The following is a 22,690-nucleotide window of genomic DNA, read 5'->3' on the forward strand; positions in this document are numbered from 1 at the left end:
GGCTTTTATTATTGTTATACACTTACGTTTATAAACCAAACATTTGCGTAATTGGACCCATAGGTAAAATAATACCTATAATCATCGTTAAGATGATTACTACAATCGTCGTCCACATTAAGCCATGACTAGGTTGCCCTTTTTTACGTTTAGTAATTGTTACTTCCATTAATGCAACTACAGCCACACCACATATCATTTTCAATGTAAGTAACATGTGCCCACCAGCAGCTCCTGATGAAAATGATTGAATCCAAACCCAAAATCCAGAAATTAAGACTAATAGCATAAATAGTCTTAATAGCATATGAATTGGTTTGAAATATGGTGATGCACCTTGTTTTTCTGAAAAATTAAAATAAGCAGCAAAGAACAAGATGATTAATAAAACCCAACTAGCAATATGCATATGTAACATACTTGATTACCCCCACACAATTTTTACTTCAAAAATATATAAAACAGAAGTATGTTGTCCCCTTTTAACTTTGAAGTCAAAAGATTACATCTCTTATCATACTCAATATAACTGTACAATTCAAAAAAACTACATTACTAATTTACAAAAAAATAAAACTGGTTAACCCGCCATGGATTAACCAGTTAACAATAATCAATGATTATTTATCTGCAATAAAGTTTGTTAACGTACCAATATTATCTATTGTTACCTTAATTTCATCACCAGGTTGTAAGAATTGCGGTGGATTCATACCTGCACCAACACCCGCTGGTGTGCCAGTCGCAATAATATCTCCTGGATGTAATGCTACATATTTTGAAATTTCTTCGATTAATTCATCAATTTTAAGAATCATTTGACCTGTATTGCCATCTTGACGAATATCATTGTTAACTTTGGTTACAATATTGACATCTTCTGGCGTAGGTAATTCATCTTTTGTTACAATATATGGTCCTACAGGGCAACCCCCTGTTAAACTTTTAGATAAGAATGCTTGGTCCTGTGCATTTTGAGCTTTACGGTCTGTTATATCATTAATAATTGTATAACCATAAACATAATCTAAAGCGAGACCTTTAGGTATTTTCTCACCAGATTTGCCAATGACAATACCAAGCTCACCTTCATAGTCTAGTTGATCCGTAATATCTTTATGATTTGGTATCGTGCTATTATCACCAGTTAATGACGAAGCAGCTTTAGTAAAAACATACAAACGTTGTACTTCGTGATTTAACTCATTCGCATGATCTTGATAATTACGTCCAAAGGCAATTACATTATTAGTTGGCGTGACTGGTGGTAAAAATTCAATGTCGCTAAACTGAACTTTGTAATCTTCACCTTTACCACTGTCTTCCGCTGCAACAACCGCTTTACGAACTTGTTCTTGAAAATCTACGACTTGATTTTGTTGAAGACCATTTAATAACGTTTTAGGGTGAAATGAACCTTCAGCAAAATCTGCAAATACTTTCTTCAAGTCCCATGCAGCTTCTTCACGTTTTACTTTCACACCATATGATGTCTGTCCTTCATGTCTGAATGATAGGAATTTCATTCATTATCAGCTCCTCATCTATATCTTATTTCATATTATAACTATATTTACCACTAAATAACAAATATATAACTAGTATAAGCCAAAAATTCAGACCTTTTACCTAAACTAAAACGATTACTTCAAATATGTGACTTTTCGCCATAACCATTCTATTGGACCTTTACTGAATTTTTTCAAATAAAAATAGCAACCAATGACTTGTAAGCTATAAAAAATGATAACAATGAGATAGGATTGATATAATGGCAACTTGTTATATAACCCTAAGCCAAAGCCCATAAAAATAAATGTAAACATGATACTTTGAGTAATATAAACCGATAAGCTCAATTTACCGGGATACTTAAATATACGCATGATTTGTGCACCATGAACACTTTGACATAAATATACTATGAGTATAATATACCCTGCAGATACAATCGGGCCACCTACAGCATTGATAACAGCGAATGAACCATTATCATAATCAATAGCAAAAGGCATTTTAATACAATAGCCTAAAATAGCTATTAAACTCCCCCATTTCAAAAAGGATGAGCTTTTTGTTCGAATAAGTTCAATTAAATTCATCTTATATGCAGCAATACCGAAAAGGGCATAAGGTAAAAATTCCAGAAATGCAGATCCCATTAAAATATCCAACATACTATATAGATTCTCAAGAACGTTCAACTTTAAAAATGAATCATAGTGTCCATTCTGTTTAACATCGATAAATTGTTGCAGAGATATACCTAGATAGTTATTTTTCTCATAAACACCTTGCGTATAATTTAAAATGGCAAAAGGCACCACAAAGATAAGGATTTTAAACACAAATAAAATACTAGCTATTTTAATTAGCTTTTGGGCTTTCATTTTAATAAACAGTACTGCGAATAGCCCTGTAAATGCATAACCAAATAGGATATCACCTGAAAAGATAAACATACCGTGAATTACACCGATGACTAATAAAAAGCTAAGTCTTCTGTAGATCATTGGATAAAATCGAACTTTTCTGATTCGACTATGCTCAAACATCATACCAAGTCCATACCCAAATAAAAAAGTGAATATCGGATAAAATGAACCTATAACAAACAGTGTAATCAAATGGAGTAATACAGCATTAAAGCCTTTTACTGTCTGAGACATTGAAGCCATCTCGTACGGAAGACTAAAAACTAAAATATTCATTAAAATAATGCCGAAAAGACTTATTCCTCGCAAAGCATCTAATTCAAACATTCTTTGTTTCACAGGCACGTGTAACGCTCCTTTTTATCCTTCTATAGATAACTGACCAAATTTAAAGAAATACAAGAATCCTTTCACATCGGTCTTCAATATTGTTTCTAATGTATTACGATAATGATTCATTTGAACCTTATAGCGTTCTCTCAATTGAGCACCAATCTCTTCATCTGACATATTTCTTCGTCTATTAAAGGCATCCGTCTTATAATCTACAAAATAATATTGTCCCTCTTTCACAAATATAAGGTCAATCATCCCTTGAATAATTGAAGCATCTTCTTCACTATGCTTGTTATGGTCAACCTCATTTTGATTAACAACAAATGGCAACTCGCGATATATTTCGTCACTTTCAGCAATTAATTGATACAAGTCACTTGCTATAAAATTGTAGATATCATCAAATCGGATATCTTGTTTGGCATCTTCAGGAATAATATGTTGCGCTATCAGATGATCTACGAGACGGTTTACATCTTCTTCGGTTAATCTATCCTTATTAAAAGGTAAGTGTTGCATAACTGTATGCATTAATGTACCTATTTCATTCGCTTTTCTTTGCTTACTACGGCTTAAAAATGCCGGTCTCTCATATGAAGTAGAACCAATACGATATTGTCTAACTCTATCATAGTTCGTATCTGATTGTTCCGTCTCATGCTGACGCTTCAACTCCGAAACCGATTGCTTTGAGGGCTTTTCTATAGCTGATTGATATGGATATTCATAGCTTAATTGATTATGAATTTGAGCTTGAAGTGCTTCATTTTTCGAATGATTCATTTCTATATCTGCTACCGTGCGCTGTTCGCTTACATCAGTGACTGTTTCTGACGCAATATCTTCATAAAAATCAGTGTTTAATTGTACATATGGTCGCATGGCTTGATCAACGTCCTCTATCGTCTGTTCAAAGCGCAACTCATTTGGCAATGATGAAGACTGGTATTTGGCTAGTATTGGATAAATCATATCAATCGGTCGTTGTGCTGTTATGCGATAACTCACCGGTAAATGGGATTCCGATACGGATACTTGTTCAAACTGTGAAAGTGTTTTTTCATCTTTAACTCTACCAATTAAAAAAAGTTGTTCTTTTGCTCGTGTTAAAGCAACATAAATGAGTCGCATTTCTTCTGAAACCATCTCTTTTTCAGCAATCGCTTTATATGTCACTGAAGATAACGACGGATAAGATAAATTACTTTCAACATCATAATACGCCATACCTAAACCATAACTCTGATTTAATATAACCGGCCGATGTAAATCATCACGTCTAAACTTACGAGAAAGCCCAGAATATATAACAAATGGAAACTCTAGCCCTTTACTGCTATGAATTGTCATCATTCTAACAACATCATCGTTCGGTCCGACTATATTCTCTTCACCAAAATCTTTACCACGTTCAATAAGTTCATCAATAAAACGAATAAATTGATACAATCCACGAAAACTTGAGTTTTCAAATTCGACCGCTTTGTTAAATAATCCATATAAATTCGCACGACGACCTTTACCACCAATAATGCCGCTAAAGTACTGTATGACGTAGTGATCATTATAAAATTTATCGATGAGTTGATAAACTGGATGACTTTGACTATAGTCTTGATATTGTTCGATATCTTCAAGGAATGACGCAAGTTTAGCTACTAATTTTTTATTAGCTACATCATTGGCCATGTAATGCTTTATCGATTGATAAAAGTAATCATCGTTTGGGCTAAATACACGTATATTAGATAACTCATCCTCAGTAAATTGATAAATAACAGAGCGCATGAGACCGACTAAATAAATATCTTGTAAAGGATTATCTATAGTTCTTAAAAACGATAAAATCAATTGCACCTCAGTTTGTTCAAAATAGCCTTCCTTGCTGTTCACATGAAATGGGATATTATGATCCTTAAATGCTTGTTGAATTTTACGCGCTTGTCCATATGATCTTTCTAAAATCACAATATCTTTATAGCTCGGTTTTCGATATTGTTCCGTTTTAATATCATAAATTTCATGTTGCGACATTATTTTTTCAACTTGCTGTACAATATATTCTGCCTCTTGTTCTGACCCATTTAAGTCTGATGATGCATCTTCAATTAACATATTCAACTGTACATCATGTGGTTTATGATCAAACGGCGCCCCATAATATAACTGTGCTGCATCGTCGTAAACAATTTCTCCAACTGCCTCGTCCATCATATGCTTAAATAAATAATTCGTCGTTGTTAATACTTCTTCCCTTGATCGAAAGTTCTGAGACAAATCTATACGCATACCATGTTCAGACCCATCGAGCGTAAAACGATTATATTTCCCTATAAAAAGACTTGGGTCTGCTTGTCTAAATTTATAAATAGACTGTTTCACATCACCAACCATAAACAAATTACCATCCGCTTCGTCGCCACGTTTAATACATGCAATGATTTTTTCTTGCACACGATTGGTGTCTTGATATTCATCTACAAGGATTTCCTCAAATTGCTTGCGATACATATCCGCAATTTCTGACGGATTACCGTTTGAATCCATTAAAATACGCAAGGCAAAATGTTCATAATCAGAAAAATCCAGTAAGTTACGACTTCGTTTTTTCTGATTAAATTGTTCAATCACATCTGCTGTAACTTGCGCTAAATAAGCGACTCTTGGCGCTAAACGTTGCATATCAGTTTTTAAGTCAGCGGCTTCACGTGAAAAATAATCTTCTTGAACTTTACTCACTAACGCTTTGTAATCATCATAATGCTTTTTACCATCATCATAAGCATCGATCATCATTTCATTAGCTTCTTTTATCTTTTTATTTTTTGCAGGAAAACGTGATTCAAATTGATGTTCAGCAATTTTCTGTGTATTTAACAAGCCACCTTCCATCGCTTCTGCTAAGAAACGGCGTTCTTTATCTAATACAGCGACTTGTTTATCTACTTCTTCCAACATCATAAATAAATCGTAACTCTTATTGAGTGCCTCTAACGCAGAATTCATAAATATCATCGCTAAATCATTAAGCAAATTGAATAATGTTTCTTGCTGTGATTCATCTTCGTATGGTGTTGACAAATGTTGTAGCCAATTTAATGGATTTGGGTTAGCAACACTAAAGTAATACATTTCTTTAATGGTATTCCTTAATTGATCATCATTACGGTCAGATGATAATTGCTCTGTTAAATCAATAAAATGAGGATCCAATATATCATAATGACGTTCTAGCACTTCATCGATTGTTTGCTCTAGTAATAATATATTTTCCGCTTCACTGCTTGTTCTAAAATTAGGATCAATATCTAAGACATCATAATGTTGTTGAATGAGTTTCAAGCAAAAGCTATGTAATGTAGATATCTGTGCTTGATGTATTTTGACACGTTGATTTTTCAAATGTGCATTGTCCGGATTTTCAATTGAAGCTTCTTGAATGCGTTGATCTACACGTTGTTTCATTTCACGTGCACTTGCATTTGTAAAAGTAACCACAAGCAATTTATCAACATCAATTTCATCTCTGATAATGCGTTGAATGATGCGTTCAACAAGTACTGCTGTTTTACCCGAACCGGCTGCAGCTGCAACAAGAATATCCTGGCCTTTGGCATAGATACTCTTCCATTGGTTATCAGTCCATCGTGTCCCTGTTGGTTTCACTGGAATGGCATTCATCATTACTCACCCTCACTTTCTAAATCTACATCTTGGATTGCTTCAAGCGGATTGATTGATTCGTCAACTGTACGATATCGTTTACTATCAATCATGCCATCTACATGACAGACTGATTTATAATTACAAAAATCACATGGTAATGTTTGATTATATTTCATTGGTGCAACTTCGGTATGACCATCCATAATATTTGACGCTGTTTCAATAAAGTTCTGTTTATTATGTTTAATTAATTTATAAATTGTCTGTTCATCGGCAACTTTACTATTACTTTTAATTCCGCCATCCTTTTTCAAACCTAATGGTACAATATCGGAATTGTAACTTGGTTCTAATCGTGTATCAAACGCATCTAAGACAGATGTGGCACTATTTAATAAACCACTGAGTTTAAACGAATTAATAAATTCGGTGTCTCTTTTATCTTCACTTAATTGATTCCAAGCTAATTTAATACGTGGTTCATGTACGTGAAAATATAGTAGACCTCCTGGTTTAGTCATATCTGTTAAACCAAGTCTTGATTTATTTTGCAGAACAATATCCATATAAGTCATCATTTGCATTTGCAAGCCATAATATACTTTAGTTAAATCTAGTGTACCACTGTACTTAGATGACTTATAATCTATAATATTTACAAAACTTTCATCGCCTTGTTGGTATGTGTCGATACGGTCGATTTGACCGCGAATATTGATTGGTATACCTTGTTTCGTTTGCAATGGTGTTGCTAATAACTCACTTTGATCTTTAGGTTTTCTTCTAAAGCTAGCTTCAAAACGTTGTGGTGTAAACTTAGTATGACTTCCTTGGTATTTAAGTGCAGTCAATGTCGTCTCAACAATGGCACCAATGCGTTGCGACAAATAGCGATAATACGCCGTTGAATTAAGTAAATTAAATTGAACTTCTGGTAATATTTCACTCAATGCTTCTGTCGTTAGCTTGTGTATTTGTTTTGGATTTAAATTCTTAAAATCACCATTTACTTTTTCTGAAATGAATTTTAAAACCCGATGAAATATGTCGCCTAAGTCAAAATTTTCTAGTTTATATTTTGTACGTTCATTAAGTCTTAAACCATGAGAAGCAAAATGTTTAAATGGGCACGCCTGATATCCTTCAAAACGAGACACACTTGCATTAATGGTTGAGCCATATAATGCTTTGGATAATGATGGATTGAGTTGAACTGTCTGATTATCGTATGTTAAAGCAGAAAGTAAATAGGTTAAACCATCATTTAAGCGCGTATCATCTCTCATCACTTGATACGTATCTAACCAAGTTTCAGCTACCAATTCATCATCTAGCCATGCCTTCAAAGATTCAAAAAGCGCAATCTTAGTTTGATGAGGATGTTCCATTAACCTTAAAGGCTCTGCTTGATGTTGATGATGAATATTTTGTACTTCTAGATTTGTATACAATTGCTGAATTTGATGTAAGAATGGACTCGGCTCTTTCACATCACCACTCGCTCCCATCAATGCATATGAAAATGTGACATGCGCACGACTTCTTGTCATAGCAATATAACAAACAAATGCTTCATCCATTTGTAAAATATCAGCTGTGGGACTTAATTCGATTGATGACTGCTCTTGGAAATACTTTTTCTCTTCATCTGTAATTAAACTAGATGCAGTCACCGTTTGTGGCAACACGCCATCATTAGCCCCTACAAGGTAAACATGTTGTTTATTATCCACTTTCGCTAAATCCATAGTTCCAATACTCACTTGGTCTAATGTCTGAGGAATCATAATAAATTCTAGTTGTTCTAATCCAATATCAAAGAGTTCTAAGAAGCGCGTTTTTGACATGCTTTGATCATCAAATACTGTCACTAAATCATCTAGTATTTGTATAAGACCATTCCATATTTGATCTATCTCTTCGGCTTTTTTATGTTCACCATTAACGTCTAATGTATCTCTATCTGTCATTAATTGACTTGGCAAATCAAATGCTTCCATCGCTTCATAAAATGCAGTCGCAAAAGCGATCGCTGTGCTAGCATTATTTATTTTCTCCTCAAATAACATGACTTTTTTCATTACGTCATTTTTTAATTGAATGACACGCTCAAAGGTTTCGCGTTCTTCATCTGTTAATGGCTGGCGTTTCAAACCCATTTTTCTAAATTGTTCTATATCAAAGTATTTGTCGTCTATCCAACGCTTGCCATATATACCGCGCTCTAATACAAAGTTCTCTAATATATCAATAAGATATTGGCTATCTTTAAATTTTTTAGTTAAAATATTTGTTTTAAACAAACGCATTAATGGATCAAATTGCCATCCAGTTTGGATAACTTCTATAAGTGAACGTATCATTTCCATTATTGGATGATGCGTCATAGATGACTTCACATCTATGTTGTATGGTATATCGTACTGTGGCAATATAGATTCCATTAAATAAGCATATGATTCGTCTCTATATAAAATAGCAATATCTTGGAAACGACGACCTTGTTCACGATTTTCTCTTAAGATACGTCGCGCAACTTCGTTAATTTCTTCACGCATGCCAGAAGCTTCTAGAATTTCAACATTACCTTCTGTTGGAATAGGCTCAAACTGTAATGCATTGAAATTTTGTTCCAAGTGTTTCAAGTCGTTGTGTATGAATCGCTGCACATCCAAAAACTGTCTGCTATGTAATTGTATATTTAAATTATTCGCAATTTCTTCTATATGCGTCAATGATTCAGAGGGTTTTCTAAACAAACTAAAAAGATCTCTATCACCATCAGTCGTTAATACAATCGTCACCTTTTTCGCATATTTTACTAAACTTTGTATGATTTGATACTCTAATGTTGAAAAGTTGTGGAAACCGTCTATATAAATTTCTGCGCGTTTAAGCCACTCAGATTGGTCCATCATTTCTATAAACCGCTGCAAACTATCCTCTGTTGATACATATTCACCATTGATTCTATCTTCTAAGTGTTTGTATACCAATGCTATATCTTGTAATTTATGCTTTGTTCTCGTTTGTAAATTATTTTCCGCAATATACGTTTCTAATTGTTGTGGCGATACCGCATATTTTTTAAAATCCTGTATTTGTTCATATAGTTTCTCGCTAAAACCATAATATTTTACCTGTGATTGATATAACCTTAATTCAGACTGATGTTGTTGTATGATGTCATATATCATCATTTCTGTTCCTGCTTTTGATAATTGTTGTTCCATCAATCCGCCGACTTCTTGAAATACACGATAGCTCAAACGTTCAAAGTGCAATACCTCTGTTCTCAAACTACCATTTAATGTTTTGTCGTTTACAAATGCTTGTTCAAGTTGAAACGTATTTTGCGTAGGCGCAATTAATACTATCGGATCTCCTAATGGATCTTGTTTCATTTTTTCTTTAATTTCTTCAATAATCGCTTTTGATTTCCCAGTACCTGCTCTACCGATATACGCATTTAATTCCATTATCTACGCCAACTCCTTTGACTCACATTTTAACATATAAAGCTACCTGTTATGACTTCTTACACCTATCATAGTTAATTAATTACCATAAACATTTTACTTATTATATACGTCTATAAGCAATGTAGTAATATTTACATATCTACTTACCATTCACTATTTTTTTATTCACTTTATTATAAGACTGTACAAACTTAAAATATAAAAAATGAACTGGAAACCTACTTGGTCTCCAGTTCATTTTTAAATTATTGTAATAGACTATGAAATCATCTATTGGTGCGAGCGTTCTATCTCTTACGCAATTTATCTACTTTCCATAATCTGTATCAGGATTGAATCCAAATTTCATTTCATTTAGCGGCCAGAAACTGAATGATACCTTACCGACTATTTGATCTTCGTCAATTAAACCAAACGAACGACTATCTTTACTTACTTCACGGTTGTCTCCTAACACTAACAACTTACCTTTAGGAATTTTATTCTTTTCATCTACTTGATTGATATCTTTAGTTTCAAAGCTTCCTGTAATGTAATTATATTGTTTATGCTTCTTATTATAATCCAAGTAAGGTTCATCTACTTTTTTACCGTTAACGTACAATTCATCTTTCTTGTACTCTACGTTGTCACCTTCTGTACCAATCACACGTTTTACATAATCATTTTCTTTTGTAGCATGGAATACAACAACATTTCCTTTTTCAATGCCGCTTAAATTTTTAGAAAATAAATTTACAATCACACGTTCTCCATCTTTCAATGTCGGATCCATAGAGTCACCTTTAACTGTATACGGTTTAGCCACAAAGTTAACAATCAGCAATACTAATGCAACTGCTACTACAATGGATACAATCCATTCGATTATCTCTTTTCTCAATTTTTACACCTCGTCTATTTAATTGAAGTCTACCGTGAATTTTTTAAATGGGTAATATCTCATACTAACATTACCGATAATATCTTCTTTCTTAATATAGCCCAATATCCTAGAATCATGCTTATTCGTACGTTGATCATTGAGCACAAAATAAGCATTTGGTGGTATGATATCACTTTCAGAATTTTTTATATCCCTAAGTGATAAATTTTCTATGCTGTTTTGGGTAAAAGGTTCATCAACTTGCCTATCATCTCTAATAAGCTTACCGCCTTTAAAAGCAATCGACTGCCCAGGCTTGCCAATAATTCTACTATATTGGATATCATCACCATTACGATACATTATAATATCATTATTATCTAACAAATCAAATGTTGGTTTTATTTTATTTACAAATATACGATCATTTTCCTTTAGATTCGGAGACATTGTATTATCTTTCACCACTGAACCAGTAATAACAAAAGCTTGAATCAACAGTACTATAATAATCGCAATTATAATTGAAATCAAATGTTTTAATATTTTTCGCAAGTTGTCACTCCTCCGACGAACTCATAAAATGTTTCTCAATCTTCCTTCCAACGAACCAAACGATGATAATGACAACCACAATTGTAATCAATCGTGTTGGATTAGAGAATAAAGTCGTAATATCATTGCCTAACCAACCAACGAGTCCAATCATGATAAACTTAGAAATAATCAGCACAGTTAGATAAGCATGCGCTTTAATATGAGACATACTTGCAACGATATTTACGAGTGCACTTGGTGTAAATGGAAAGCACATTAAAATAAAGATAGGAATAACGCCTCTTCGATCGATAAAATGAATCAACCTCTGCACAGAAGTACGTTGCTGAACCTTTTTCATATACTTTGTATTATTTAATCTTCTGAAAAACAAGAAGACAATATAACTCCCTGCAACTGTCCCAGCCCAAGCTAATACAGTACCTATAAACCACCCAAAAGCATTGACGTTTACAATGATAAACACAATGATTGGTAAAATCGGAATAAAAGCTTCAATAAAAGGTAGCAGGAAACCTGCAATATAACCTAAACTACCAAACATATCAAACCAATGCTGTACTTGCTCCTCTGTCATTAAATCAACCCTCATTATAACTATTCTATATAATTATAAGTGTAAAGTTGCTTATTTAAAACTATAAAGTATTCAGCATATGATAAATCGGTCTCAGGAATGAGCTTGCTATCATGTATTAGATGTATGCATACGATAAAAATGCATAAAAAGAGTGCGACGCTATAAACGTCACACTCTTTTTCATTGTCATTACATATTTTAATGTAAGCAATCTAACTTCAAACTACTAGAAAATATTATAAACGTTTTTCTAATGCTTCTTTTTTATCTTCAAATCCTTGTTTACCTAATAAAGCGAACATATTTTGTTTATATGCTTCTACACCAGGTTGGTTAAATGGATTAACACCTAATTGGTAACCACTCATTGAACAAGCTAATTCAAAGAAGTAAACAACGTAACCAAATGTTTCTTCATCAAGACGAGGTATATTTAAAACGATATTAGGTACGCCACCGTCAGTATGCGCTAATAATGTACCTTCAAACGCTTTTGTATTTACTTCATCGATTGTTTTTCCAGCTAAATAATTTAAACCATCTAAATTATCACTATCTTCTTCAATCGTAATATCATGTTTTGGATTATTTACTTTAACAACAGTTTCAAATAAGAAACGACGACCTTCTTGTACATATTGTCCAAGTGAGTGTAAATCTGTTGTGTAGTTTGCACTTGATGGATAAATACCTTTGTAGTCTTTACCTTCAGATTCACCAAATAATTGTTTCCACCATTCATTGAAATATTGCATTGATGGTTCATAGTTAATTAACATTTCTGTATCATAACCTTTTGCATATAAAACGTTACGAATCGTTGCATATTGATAAGCAATATTATCTTCTAAATTCTCAGATGACAATTCTTCACGTGCTTTCGCTGCACCTTCCATCATTGCTTTAATGTCAATACCAGCAACTGCAATTGGTAATAAACCAACAGCTGTCAATACTGAATAACGGCCACCGATATCATCTGGCACTACAAATGTTTCATAACCTTCATTTGTAGCTAATTGCTTCAATGCACCTTTTTCTTTATCTGTAGTAGCAAAGATACGTTTTTTCGCTTCTTCTTTACCATATTTATTTTCTAAAAGTTGTTTAAACAATCTGAATGATACGGCTGGTTCAGTCGTAGTACCAGATTTAGAAATAACGTTTACTGAAAAATCTTTACCGTCTAGATAATCTATTAATTCTTGAGTATAAGTAGATGATAAGTGATTACCAACAAATACAATTTCAGGATATTCATCGCTATTTCTAAATGAAGAAGTTAGCATTTCAATCGCAGCACGTGCACCTAAATAAGAACCACCAATACCAATAACTACAAATACTTCCGAGTTGTCTTTGACCCGTTTTGAAGCTTCTAAAATACGTGAGAATTCTTCTTTATCATAATCAACAGGAAGATCAATCCAACCAAGAAAGTCGCTGCCTGCGCCAGTACCTTTATGGATAGTATTATGAATTGATTTAACTATATCTTTTTGTTGTTGTAGTTCATGTTCGCCAAAAAATTCTAAAGTTTTACCATAATCTAATTGAATATGCGTCATATTGAATTGCCTCCAGTGTTTTTAATTTCATTATTATTTTACTAAGTTTATTTTGACTATTCAAACAACTAGCCTATCGTTTATCAAAAATAATAGTTAAACCTTATCATCCAAGAATAATGAGCTTTATAGTTTATTCACTATTATATACATTACATTTCCCCTTCCTATAACATAAATTCATATTCAAAGCCCTATAAATCGACTTTCATACTGAAGGTCAAAATATTATATGCATATTTATGTAAAATAATGGTTTTATTTTCATTCATCATCTGCTATACTATCCATATCAAATTCATAAAAAAGACAAATTCAATCAAATTAAATGAGGTGGCACTATGAAAGAGAAAATCGTATTAGCATATTCAGGTGGTTTAGACACTAGTGTGGCAGTTAAATGGTTATTAGATAAAGGTTATGATGTGGTTGCATGTTGCTTAGATGTCGGTGAGGGTAAAGATTTAGAATTAGTACATCAAAAAGCATTAGATATGGGGGCTATAGAATGTCATATTATTGATGCTACAGAAGAATTCAGCCAAGATTATGTATCGTATGCAATCAAAGGCAATCTAATGTATGAAGGAACATATCCTTTAGTATCAGCATTATCAAGACCTTTAATTTCAAAAAAACTCGTTGAAATTGCTAGCAAAACAAACTCAGTAGGTATTGCGCATGGATGTACAGGTAAAGGAAATGACCAGGTACGTTTTGAAGTTGCAATTAAAGCATTAGACCCTGAATTAAAAGTATTTGCACCAGTAAGAGAATGGGCATGGAGCCGTGAAGAAGAAATCGATTATGCAATTAAGCATAATATTCCAGTCCCTATTCAACATGATTCTCCTTATTCAATTGACCAAAATTTATGGGGTAGAAGTAATGAATGTGGCATTCTTGAGGATCCTTATGCTACACCACCAAAAGATGCATATGATTTAACAAACGAATTAGAAGACGCGCCAGATGAAGCCGAAGAAATTGTACTCTCTTTTGAAAAAGGTATCCCTGTCTCTTTAGATGGCACAGCTTATAAATTAAGTGAACTCATCTTAGAATTAAACAAACTCGCAGGTAAACATGGGGTTGGTAGAATAGATCACGTAGAAAATAGACTCGTTGGTATCAAATCAAGAGAAGTCTATGAGACACCCGCAGCAGAAGTAATTATGAATGCACATAAAGCGCTAGAAACAATAACACTGACAAAAGATGTTGCACATTTCAAACCAGTTATTGAAAAACAATTTTCTGAACAAATATATAATGGCCTATGGTTCTCTCCGCTTACAGATAGTTTAAAAATATTTGTTGATAGTACACAAGCACACGTTACTGGTGATGTACGTCTTAAATTGTACAAAGGCAATGCTATCGTCAATGGTAGACAATCACCTTATACGTTATACAACGAAAAATTAGCAACTTATACAAAAGAAGACGCATTTAATCAAGAATCCGCAGTTGGTTTTATTGATATCTTTGGTTTACCTACAAAAGTCAATTCAATGTTACACGGTGGCTATAAAGATGAGCAATAAAGCATGGGGTGGTAGATTTAGCGAGCAACCTGAGGATTGGGTTGATGAATTCAATGCCTCTATCCACTTCGATAAGACGTTAATTCAGTATGATGTGCAAGGGAGTATTGCACATGCAAAAATGTTAGCGAAACAAGATATCATTACAGATTCAGACTGCGACCAAATTATTGAAGGTTTAAATGCCATATTGAAGGATTATGAACAAGATAATTTAGAATTGGATACTTCGTTAGAAGATATTCATTTAAATATTGAACATGAATTAATTAAGCGTATTGGTGATGCTGGAGGTAGATTACACACTGGTCGTAGTAGAAATGATCAGGTTGCTACAGATATGCATCTCTATACAAAAGCTGAAGTCAATGCTTTGATTGAATTAATTACACAGTTTCAACATACAATTGTAAATACTGCTGAATCGCATATTAACACTATTATGCCAGGCTATACACATTTACAAAGAGCACAACCTATTTCATTCGCGCACCATATACTAACTTATTATTGGATGTTGGAAAGAGATAAATCACGTTTTCAAGATAGTTTAAAACGCATTGATATTTCTCCTTTAGGTGCGGCCGCATTAAGTGGTACTACCTATCCGATTGATCGTCATGAAACGCAATCACTTTTGGATTTTAGTGCCATATATGAAAATAGTATGGATGCTGTGAGTGATAGAGATTATATTGTTGAAACATTGCATAATATTTCATTAACAATGGTACATTTGTCACGTTTTGCTGAGGAAATTATTTTTTGGTCTTCAGCTGAAGCAAATTTTATTACCTTATCAGATGCTTTTTCAACTGGCTCATCCATTATGCCTCAAAAAAAGAACCCAGATATGGCTGAACTTATAAGAGGCAAAGTTGGACGTACAACTGGTCACTTGATGAGTATGTTGATGACACTCAAAGGTCTACCTTTAGCATACAATAAAGATATGCAAGAAGATAAAGAAGGATTATTTGATGCCGTTCACACCTTAAAAGGATCATTACGCATATTTGACGGTATGATAGATTCAATGACAGTTAATGTCGAACGTCTACAACAAACGGTATACAATGATTTTTCAAATGCGACTGAACTCGCAGACTATCTTGTGAATAAAGGTGTCCCTTTTAGGAGCGCACACGAGGTTGTTGGTAAAATTGTGCTTTGGTCTATTCAACATAATATATATTTATTAGATGTTCCTTTAGAACAATATCAGAGTGCAAATGAACTGATAGAAGCGGATATCTATGATTATTTAAAACCAGAAAATTGTGTAAGCAGAAGAATTAGTTACGGTTCGACGGGTCAATCATCGGTACAACAACAACTCGACATCATTCATAAAGAACTCAGTGACTAAACATGCATAGATTTTTAATATGTCATTAGGTCACATATAATAGTTAGAGTCTGGGACAAAAATAGATGTTCCAGACTCTTCTTCAATTAGGTAATAGATGACTAGGAAAACTCTATTAGAAATTTGAGGTTCAGTTTCATCTTTATTTTAAAAGTTTCCATTGTCTTCACTTTAGATTCTATAACTATATATTTCTTTTAAAATTGTAAGCTTAAAATTAATTTTATTTATTTTGAATTATAATACTGTAAATTCTATTCTCATCCCCCTCTTTTTTATGTACTGTGAGCATATAGTTCATATTAAGGAGTGTCGTCATTATGAAACATACACATAAGCTAATCGTTTCTAGTATAACTGCTTTAACATTATCGGGTTTGTGTACTTCATCATTTATTGAAGCTTCGGGAAACGGTAATACCTATACAGAACAGTCAAACACTACAAAGCAACAAAGCGGGTCTAGTAATCAATCACAACATAACCAAAAGAAAGTACAAAATTTGACAGGCGAAAAATTCACGACAATTGCACACAGAGGTGCGAGCGGATATGCACCGGAACATACTTTTTTCTCATATGATAAGAGTCATAATGCCATAGGTGCCTCATACATAGAAATTGATTTACAGATGACTAAAGATGGCCATTTAGTTGCAATGCATGATGAAACAGTAGATCGTACAACAAATGGAACAGGTAGAGTGGATCAATATACATTAAAAGAATTAAAACAATTAGATGCTGGCAGTAAATTTAATAGCCAAAATCCGCAATATGCTAATTCAAATTATAAAGGTGCAAAAATTCCAACCCTAGATGAAATTTTAGAGCGTTATGGAACATCAGCTAATTACTACATTGAGACAAAATCGCCTGATGTTTATCCAGGTATGGAAGAAAAATTATTGGATTCCCTTAATAAACATCATATGTTAAATAAACAATCACTTAATAATGGTCAAGTTTTAGTACAATCTTTTTCACAAGAAAGTTTACTTAAAATGCAGAAACTAAACTCAAATGTGCCATTAATCCGTTTACTTGATAAAGGTGAATTATTAGCTTTATCTCAGCAAGATTTTAATGAAATTAGAAATTATGCAATTGGTGTAGGCCCTGAAGCCTCTGATTTAACAAAACAAAATGTTAAAAATCTTAAAAAAGCTGGTTTACTTGTACACCCATTTACAGTGAATGACCCAGAAGATATGAAGCGATTGAATCATTATGGTGTTGACGGTGTATTTACAAATTATCCAGATCTATACAAACAAGTAATAAATGAAGGAGAACAGAATAAATATTAATTTTTGTTTATTCCTTTATTTTTAAATCCATTAAACAACATACGAAAAAACGACAATTGCTGATAAAAACAGCAATTGTCGTTTTTGTTATATCTGTATTGGCTTAAGCCCAACCACGGTAACGTGCAGCTTCTGCCGTACGTTTAATACCTACAATATATGCAGCTAAGCGCATATCAATTTTTCTATTTTGAGATAATTCATAAATTGTGTCAAAGGCTGTTGTAAGCTTTTCACGCATTTTCGTGTTAACTTCTTCTTCAGACCAATAATAACCTTGGTTATTTTGCACCCATTCAAAGTATGAAACTGTAACTCCACCAGCACTTGCTAATACATCAGGTACGAGTAGAATATCACGTTCAGTTAATATGCGTGTTGCAGCTGGTGTAGTTGGTCCATTTGCCGCTTCAACAACAATATCAGCTTTAATATCATGAGCATTGTCTTCAGTAATTTGATTCGCAATGGCTGCAGGAACTAAGATATCACAATCAATTTCAAATAATTCTTTATTTGAAATTGTTTCATCAAATAAGTTCGTAACCGTACCAAAACTATCTCTTCTATCTAATAGGTAATCAATATCTAAACCTTCTGGATCATGTAGTGCACCATACGCATCTGAAATCCCAACAATTGTTGCACCCATATCATACAAGAACTTAGCTAAGAAACTACCAGCGTTACCAAATCCTTGGATGACAATACGCGCACCTTTAAGATTTAGTCCTCTTCTTTGTGCCGCTTGTTCGATAGCAATGACAACACCTAGTGCAGTAGCACGGTCACGTCCTTGTGAACCACCTAATACAATCGGTTTACCAGTGATAAACCCTGGAGAGTTAAATTTATCTAGCGAACTATACTCATCCATCATCCATGCCATAATTTGAGAGTTTGTAAATACGTCTGGTGCTGGAATATCTTTTGTCGGTCCAACAAATTGAGAAATTGAACGAACATATCCGCGAGATAGACGCTCTACCTCATGAATACTCATTTGACGTGGATCGCAAACGATACCACCTTTACCACCACCGTATGGTAAATCTACAATGCCACATTTCAATGTCATCCACATTGATAATGCTTTAACTTCTTCTTCATCAACGTCTGGGTGGAAACGAACCCCACCTTTTGTTGGTCCAACAGCGTCGTTATGCTGTGCACGATAACCAGTAAATGTTTGTACAGTACCATCATCCATACGTACAGGAATTCTAACTTGTAGGAAACGTAAAGGTTCCTTTACCAAATCATACATACCATCGTCAAATCCCAATTTATGCAATGCTTCCTTAATAATTTGTTGCGTAGAAGTAACTAAATTATTATTCTCAGTCATGATTCATTTCGCCTCTTTTTCGTTACTAATGATTTCGCTTTCATGATAATTGTAACATAAGATTTACCTTTTTAAAGGGGTTTCAGAACATATGTTACAGAAGTGTGAATTTACTCAAAAACACTTCTAACTTTGTCTAATGCAAAGTCTAATTCTTCCTTAGAAATAATAAGTGGTGGTGCAAATCTAATTACCGTATCATGCGTTTCTTTACATAATAAACCTTGCTCTTTTAAAGATTCACAGAATGGTCTTGCTGCTTCATTAAGTTCAATTCCGATAAACAATCCACGTCCACGTACTTCTTTGATTGCTGGGTGGTCTATTTTTTCTAATTCTGATTTAAAATAATCACCTAACTCTAAAGAACGTCCTGGTAAATCTTCATCGATAATGACATCTAGCGCTGCATTTGATACTGCACAAGCAAGTGGATTACCACCAAATGTTGATCCGTGTGAACCAGGTGTGAATACACCTAATACTTCTTCATCTGCTAATACCACTGAAATTGGCAATACACCGCCACCTAAAGCTTTACCTAGAATATAAACATCCGGTTTTACATTATCCCAATCTGTTGCAAATAATTTACCTGAACGTCCAAGACCAGCTTGAATTTCATCAGCGATAAATAAAACGTTATGCTCATCACATAATTCTCTAATTTGTTTCAAATAACCTTCTGGAGGTACATTAATACCTGCTTCTCCCTGTATCGGCTCAATCAGAATAGCTGCAGTATTTTCATTAATTGCTGCTTTAACAGCCTCAATATCACCAAAATCTACTTTACGGAAACCATCTAATAACGGGCCATACCCACGTTGGTATTCAGGTTCAGACGATAAGGAAACAGGCGCCATTGTTCGACCATGGAAGTTACCATTGAAAGCAATAATTTCTGCCTTATCTGGTTGTATATTTTTAACATCATAAGCCCAACGACGTGCTGCTTTTAATGCAGTCTCAACTGCTTCCGCACCAGTGTTCATCGGTAAAGCTTTTGCTTTGCCAGAAAGCTTACAAATTTTTTCATACCATTCACCTAGATTTTCACTATGGAAAGCGCGTGAAACTAATGTAACTTTATCCGCTTGTTCTTTCAAAGCTTGGATAATTTTAGGGTGTCTATGACCTTGGTTTACAGCTGAATATGCAGATAACATATCCATATATTTATTTCCTTCAGGGTCTTTGACCCATACGCCTTCCGCTTCCGAGATAACAATTGGAAGTGGTACATAGTTTTGTGCACCATAATGATTTGTTACTTCAATGATTTCTTCTGATCTTGACATGATATCTCCCCTTTGTAAAAATTTAAGAGCAAAAATGACTCCTAAGCAATACTCACTCATAGCATAACGTATTTACACGTGAACTGAAACTATTTTCTAAAACAGCTTACTCAATCACTGTTCAACGTCTTAAATACGCTATTTTTTGCATTGTTAAATTCATATATACAATTGTCAAAATTATGTAAGCCCTTACATATATAATGACATAATCCTAACTATGATTACAAGAAAATTTCCTTAAATTTAAAAATAAAATTAACTATTATTATTTTTGCATTTAATTGTATGTTTAAGCATTATATTCGTAAAAAAAACGCATAAATCTTCTGGATTCATTCATCAGAAAATTTATGCGTTCAAATGTGTTATTTATTTGTTATCTGTTCTTGGTAATGGGTAGAATCCTCGATTGAATTGATCCCATAAATTTGGTGGTAAATGATGTCTATCTTTTCTTTCAGGATCAAATTGTGAAATGATTTCATCTTCTTTACCGTCTTTAATTTTACTAATAAAGTTGTGATCTAGTAATATTTCTCTACCTAAAGCAATAAGATCAACTTTCGTAGACTCAATTGCTTCAATTGCTTGATCAGCAGTAAAGATTGAACCAATTCCAATTAATGGCATACGGCCGTCCATCCATTCTAATAATAATTGTACACGTTCTTGACCTTTATATTTACCTTCACGTGTTTTAGAATGTATATCCATTAATGATACATGTAGATAGTCTAATGGTTTTTCAATTAAATGCTTAACCAATGTTTCAGTAATTTCCATGCTTATACCTGGAGATTCTGCTTCTTCTGGTGAAAGTCTATAGCCAACAATAAAATCTTTACTACCATACTTTTTAACCGTTTCGGTTACTTCATCAATCACTTCTGAAGCGAATTTCAAACGGTCTTCTCCCCATTCATCATCACGACGGTTGTAATAAGGTGAAACAAATTGATGAATTAAATAATGGTTGGCACCATGAATTTCTACGCCATCGAATCCAGCATCAATGACTCTCTTCGTTGCCTCTCCAAATGCTTTAATTGTTTCTTTAATTTCATCTACTGTAATTTCACGTGCATGGTGTTCTTCTTGCTCACCAAAACTTTTCATTGAAATCGGACTAGGTCCAGCAACATCTCCACCCGGTGTTAAATTAGGTAATGATTGTGCACCACCGTGATGAATTTGAACAATTGCTTTAGCACCATTTTTCTTCATAGCTTGCGCTAAACGTTTTAAACCTTCTAAATTCGAATCATGTGCAACAGATGGTTGACCAGGGAATGCTTTTCCTAAATCGGTAACGTTACTCGCTGCGGAAATGGCTAATCCTACATCTTTTGAGCGTTGTTCCATATATACGACTTCTTCATTAGAAATAGAGCCATCATCATTAGATGATACATGTGTTAATGGCGCTAATACAAAACGATTATCTAATTCAACTTTATTCGGTAAAGTTAATTTTTCAAATAATGGTTGGAATTTTTGATTCATGTTTACTGTTCCTCCTAAATGTACTTTTAAAAAGTTTGGATAATTTTTAATACTTTTTTATTTTAGCTACCTCAGTTTTAATTTAAAATAAATATGCTCACGCATATATTTTTGTATAGCCATATTCGCATACTTTAAAACAAATACTCACTTTATTGTCATATTTGCTAAAATGTTATAAACAAAAAAGCTGCCATTTCAATCATGAAATGGCAGCTTTTTCAAAAGATAAATTACTCATCTTTAATCGCGTTTTTGGACTGCTTTATCCAAACCGGTAAGCGTTCTTTAATTGTTTGAAACCCATATCGTTCGGTCTCTTTAATTTCATCTAACACTGACTGTTTTTCTTTCTTACGTTCATAATTTTTAAAATAGTCATTATCTTTTAAAGAAAGATTCAGTTTACCTTCATCATCAATTGAAATCACTTTCGCTCTTACAATTTGCCCTTCTGATAAAAATTTTTTTAAATTATGGACGTAATCATCCATAATTTCAGAAATATGAATTAAACCTTCAGCATTGTCAGGGGTTTCTACAAAAGCGCCATACGGTTGAATACCAGTCACACGAACTTTGACATGTTGACCTACTTTATAGTGATTATTCAACGTGATAACCCCTTATTTCGTTTTTCTTAACACTATTATAATAGCATACATTATACGATGGCACTAATATTATAGTAGAAAAATTTCACATTTCATTCATAGGCAGACATAAATCAGTGGTTCATCATGATTACAGCAATGGATAAAACATACGTATGCCACGCTGATTATTACATTGATACATTACTGCCAACGATGTCTATGC

The 22,690-nt window shown here is 33.5% G+C and carries 16 protein-coding genes; 3 read left to right on the top strand and 13 right to left on the bottom strand.

Annotation, left to right across the window (positions count from 1 at the left end; genetic code table 11):
• Positions 1 to 28: 28 nt before the first annotated feature.
• The 9 genes from ACM6UH_RS10130 to ACM6UH_RS10170 all read right to left on the bottom strand — a co-directional run bounded on the left by ACM6UH_RS10130 (position 29) and on the right by ACM6UH_RS10170 (position 13,490).
• A complete protein-coding gene (locus tag ACM6UH_RS10130; protein WP_011303500.1) occupies positions 29 to 418 on the bottom strand; it encodes a YisL family protein in 390 nt (129 codons plus the stop codon).
• 202 nt (positions 419 to 620) lie between these two features.
• Positions 621 to 1,526 (bottom strand): fumarylacetoacetate hydrolase family protein, encoded by a 906-nt coding sequence (locus ACM6UH_RS10135; RefSeq protein ID WP_011303501.1) that lies wholly within the window; start codon positions 1,524 to 1,526, stop codon positions 621 to 623.
• A gap of 117 nt (positions 1,527 to 1,643) precedes the next feature.
• Positions 1,644 to 2,669, bottom strand: a complete 1,026-nt coding sequence (locus ACM6UH_RS10140; protein WP_258792883.1) for a DUF418 domain-containing protein — start codon at positions 2,667 to 2,669, stop codon at positions 1,644 to 1,646.
• 126 nt (positions 2,670 to 2,795) lie between these two features.
• Positions 2,796 to 6,455 carry a helicase-exonuclease AddAB subunit AddA gene (gene addA, locus ACM6UH_RS10145; protein ID WP_011303503.1) on the bottom strand — a complete coding sequence of 1,220 codons (3,660 nt, stop codon included), beginning with the start codon at positions 6,453 to 6,455 and terminating at the stop codon, positions 2,796 to 2,798.
• A complete protein-coding gene (addB, locus tag ACM6UH_RS10150; protein ID WP_048787510.1) occupies positions 6,455 to 9,916 on the bottom strand; it encodes a helicase-exonuclease AddAB subunit AddB in 3,462 nt (1,153 codons plus the stop codon). Before addB ends, addA begins: the two co-directional genes overlap by 1 nt.
• A 310-nt stretch (positions 9,917 to 10,226) precedes the next feature.
• Positions 10,227 to 10,802 (bottom strand): signal peptidase I, encoded by a 576-nt coding sequence (lepB, locus tag ACM6UH_RS10155; protein ID WP_011303505.1) that lies wholly within the window; start codon positions 10,800 to 10,802, stop codon positions 10,227 to 10,229.
• 18 nt (positions 10,803 to 10,820) lie between these two features.
• Positions 10,821 to 11,339: a signal peptidase I gene (gene lepB, locus ACM6UH_RS10160; protein ID WP_011303506.1), complete on the bottom strand. Its 519-nt coding sequence runs from the start codon at positions 11,337 to 11,339 to the stop codon at positions 10,821 to 10,823.
• Positions 11,340 to 11,343: 4 nt separating this feature from the next.
• Positions 11,344 to 11,919 carry a TVP38/TMEM64 family protein gene (locus ACM6UH_RS10165; RefSeq protein ID WP_011303507.1) on the bottom strand — a complete coding sequence of 192 codons (576 nt, stop codon included), beginning with the start codon at positions 11,917 to 11,919 and terminating at the stop codon, positions 11,344 to 11,346.
• Between the two features lie 239 nt (positions 11,920 to 12,158).
• Complete coding sequence (locus ACM6UH_RS10170; RefSeq protein WP_011303508.1) at positions 12,159 to 13,490, bottom strand: glucose-6-phosphate isomerase; 1,332 nt, start codon at positions 13,488 to 13,490, stop codon at positions 12,159 to 12,161.
• A 341-nt stretch (positions 13,491 to 13,831) separates the two neighbouring features.
• Between ACM6UH_RS10170 and ACM6UH_RS10175 the strand changes: the two genes are divergently transcribed.
• From ACM6UH_RS10175 to ACM6UH_RS10185, 3 genes are all read left to right on the top strand, one after another.
• The gene (locus ACM6UH_RS10175) at positions 13,832 to 15,037 is read left to right on the top strand and encodes an argininosuccinate synthase (RefSeq protein ID WP_011303509.1); all 1,206 of its coding nucleotides are present in this window, start codon (positions 13,832 to 13,834) and stop codon (positions 15,035 to 15,037) included.
• Positions 15,027 to 16,406: an argininosuccinate lyase gene (gene argH, locus ACM6UH_RS10180; RefSeq protein WP_011303510.1), complete on the top strand. Its 1,380-nt coding sequence runs from the start codon at positions 15,027 to 15,029 to the stop codon at positions 16,404 to 16,406. Before ACM6UH_RS10175 ends, argH begins: the two co-directional genes overlap by 11 nt.
• A 320-nt stretch (positions 16,407 to 16,726) precedes the next feature.
• Entirely contained in the window at positions 16,727 to 17,716 is a 990-nt protein-coding gene (locus tag ACM6UH_RS10185; RefSeq protein WP_011303511.1) for a glycerophosphodiester phosphodiesterase, read from the top strand.
• A 103-nt stretch (positions 17,717 to 17,819) separates the two neighbouring features.
• On the opposite strand, the gene ACM6UH_RS10190 is transcribed toward ACM6UH_RS10185, so the two are convergent.
• The 4 genes from ACM6UH_RS10190 to ygs all read right to left on the bottom strand — a co-directional run bounded on the left by ACM6UH_RS10190 (position 17,820) and on the right by ygs (position 22,485).
• On the bottom strand, positions 17,820 to 19,064 hold the full coding sequence (locus ACM6UH_RS10190) for a Glu/Leu/Phe/Val family dehydrogenase (RefSeq protein ID WP_011303512.1): 1,245 nt from the start codon (positions 19,062 to 19,064) through the stop codon (positions 17,820 to 17,822).
• A gap of 110 nt (positions 19,065 to 19,174) precedes the next feature.
• Complete coding sequence (locus tag ACM6UH_RS10195; protein ID WP_002483795.1) at positions 19,175 to 20,365, bottom strand: ornithine--oxo-acid transaminase; 1,191 nt, start codon at positions 20,363 to 20,365, stop codon at positions 19,175 to 19,177.
• Between the two features lie 372 nt (positions 20,366 to 20,737).
• Positions 20,738 to 21,871, bottom strand: a complete 1,134-nt coding sequence (locus ACM6UH_RS10200) for an NADH-dependent flavin oxidoreductase (protein ID WP_047502537.1) — start codon at positions 21,869 to 21,871, stop codon at positions 20,738 to 20,740.
• A 233-nt stretch (positions 21,872 to 22,104) separates the two neighbouring features.
• Positions 22,105 to 22,485: a S1 domain-containing post-transcriptional regulator Ygs gene (ygs, locus tag ACM6UH_RS10205; protein ID WP_002483797.1), complete on the bottom strand. Its 381-nt coding sequence runs from the start codon at positions 22,483 to 22,485 to the stop codon at positions 22,105 to 22,107.
• Positions 22,486 to 22,690: the final 205 nt, after the last annotated feature.

This window comes from Staphylococcus sp. LKG4-2 (genome assembly GCF_050955665.1).
In the GTDB taxonomy this organism is placed as follows: Bacteria; Bacillota; Bacilli; order Staphylococcales; family Staphylococcaceae; genus Staphylococcus; species Staphylococcus saprophyticus.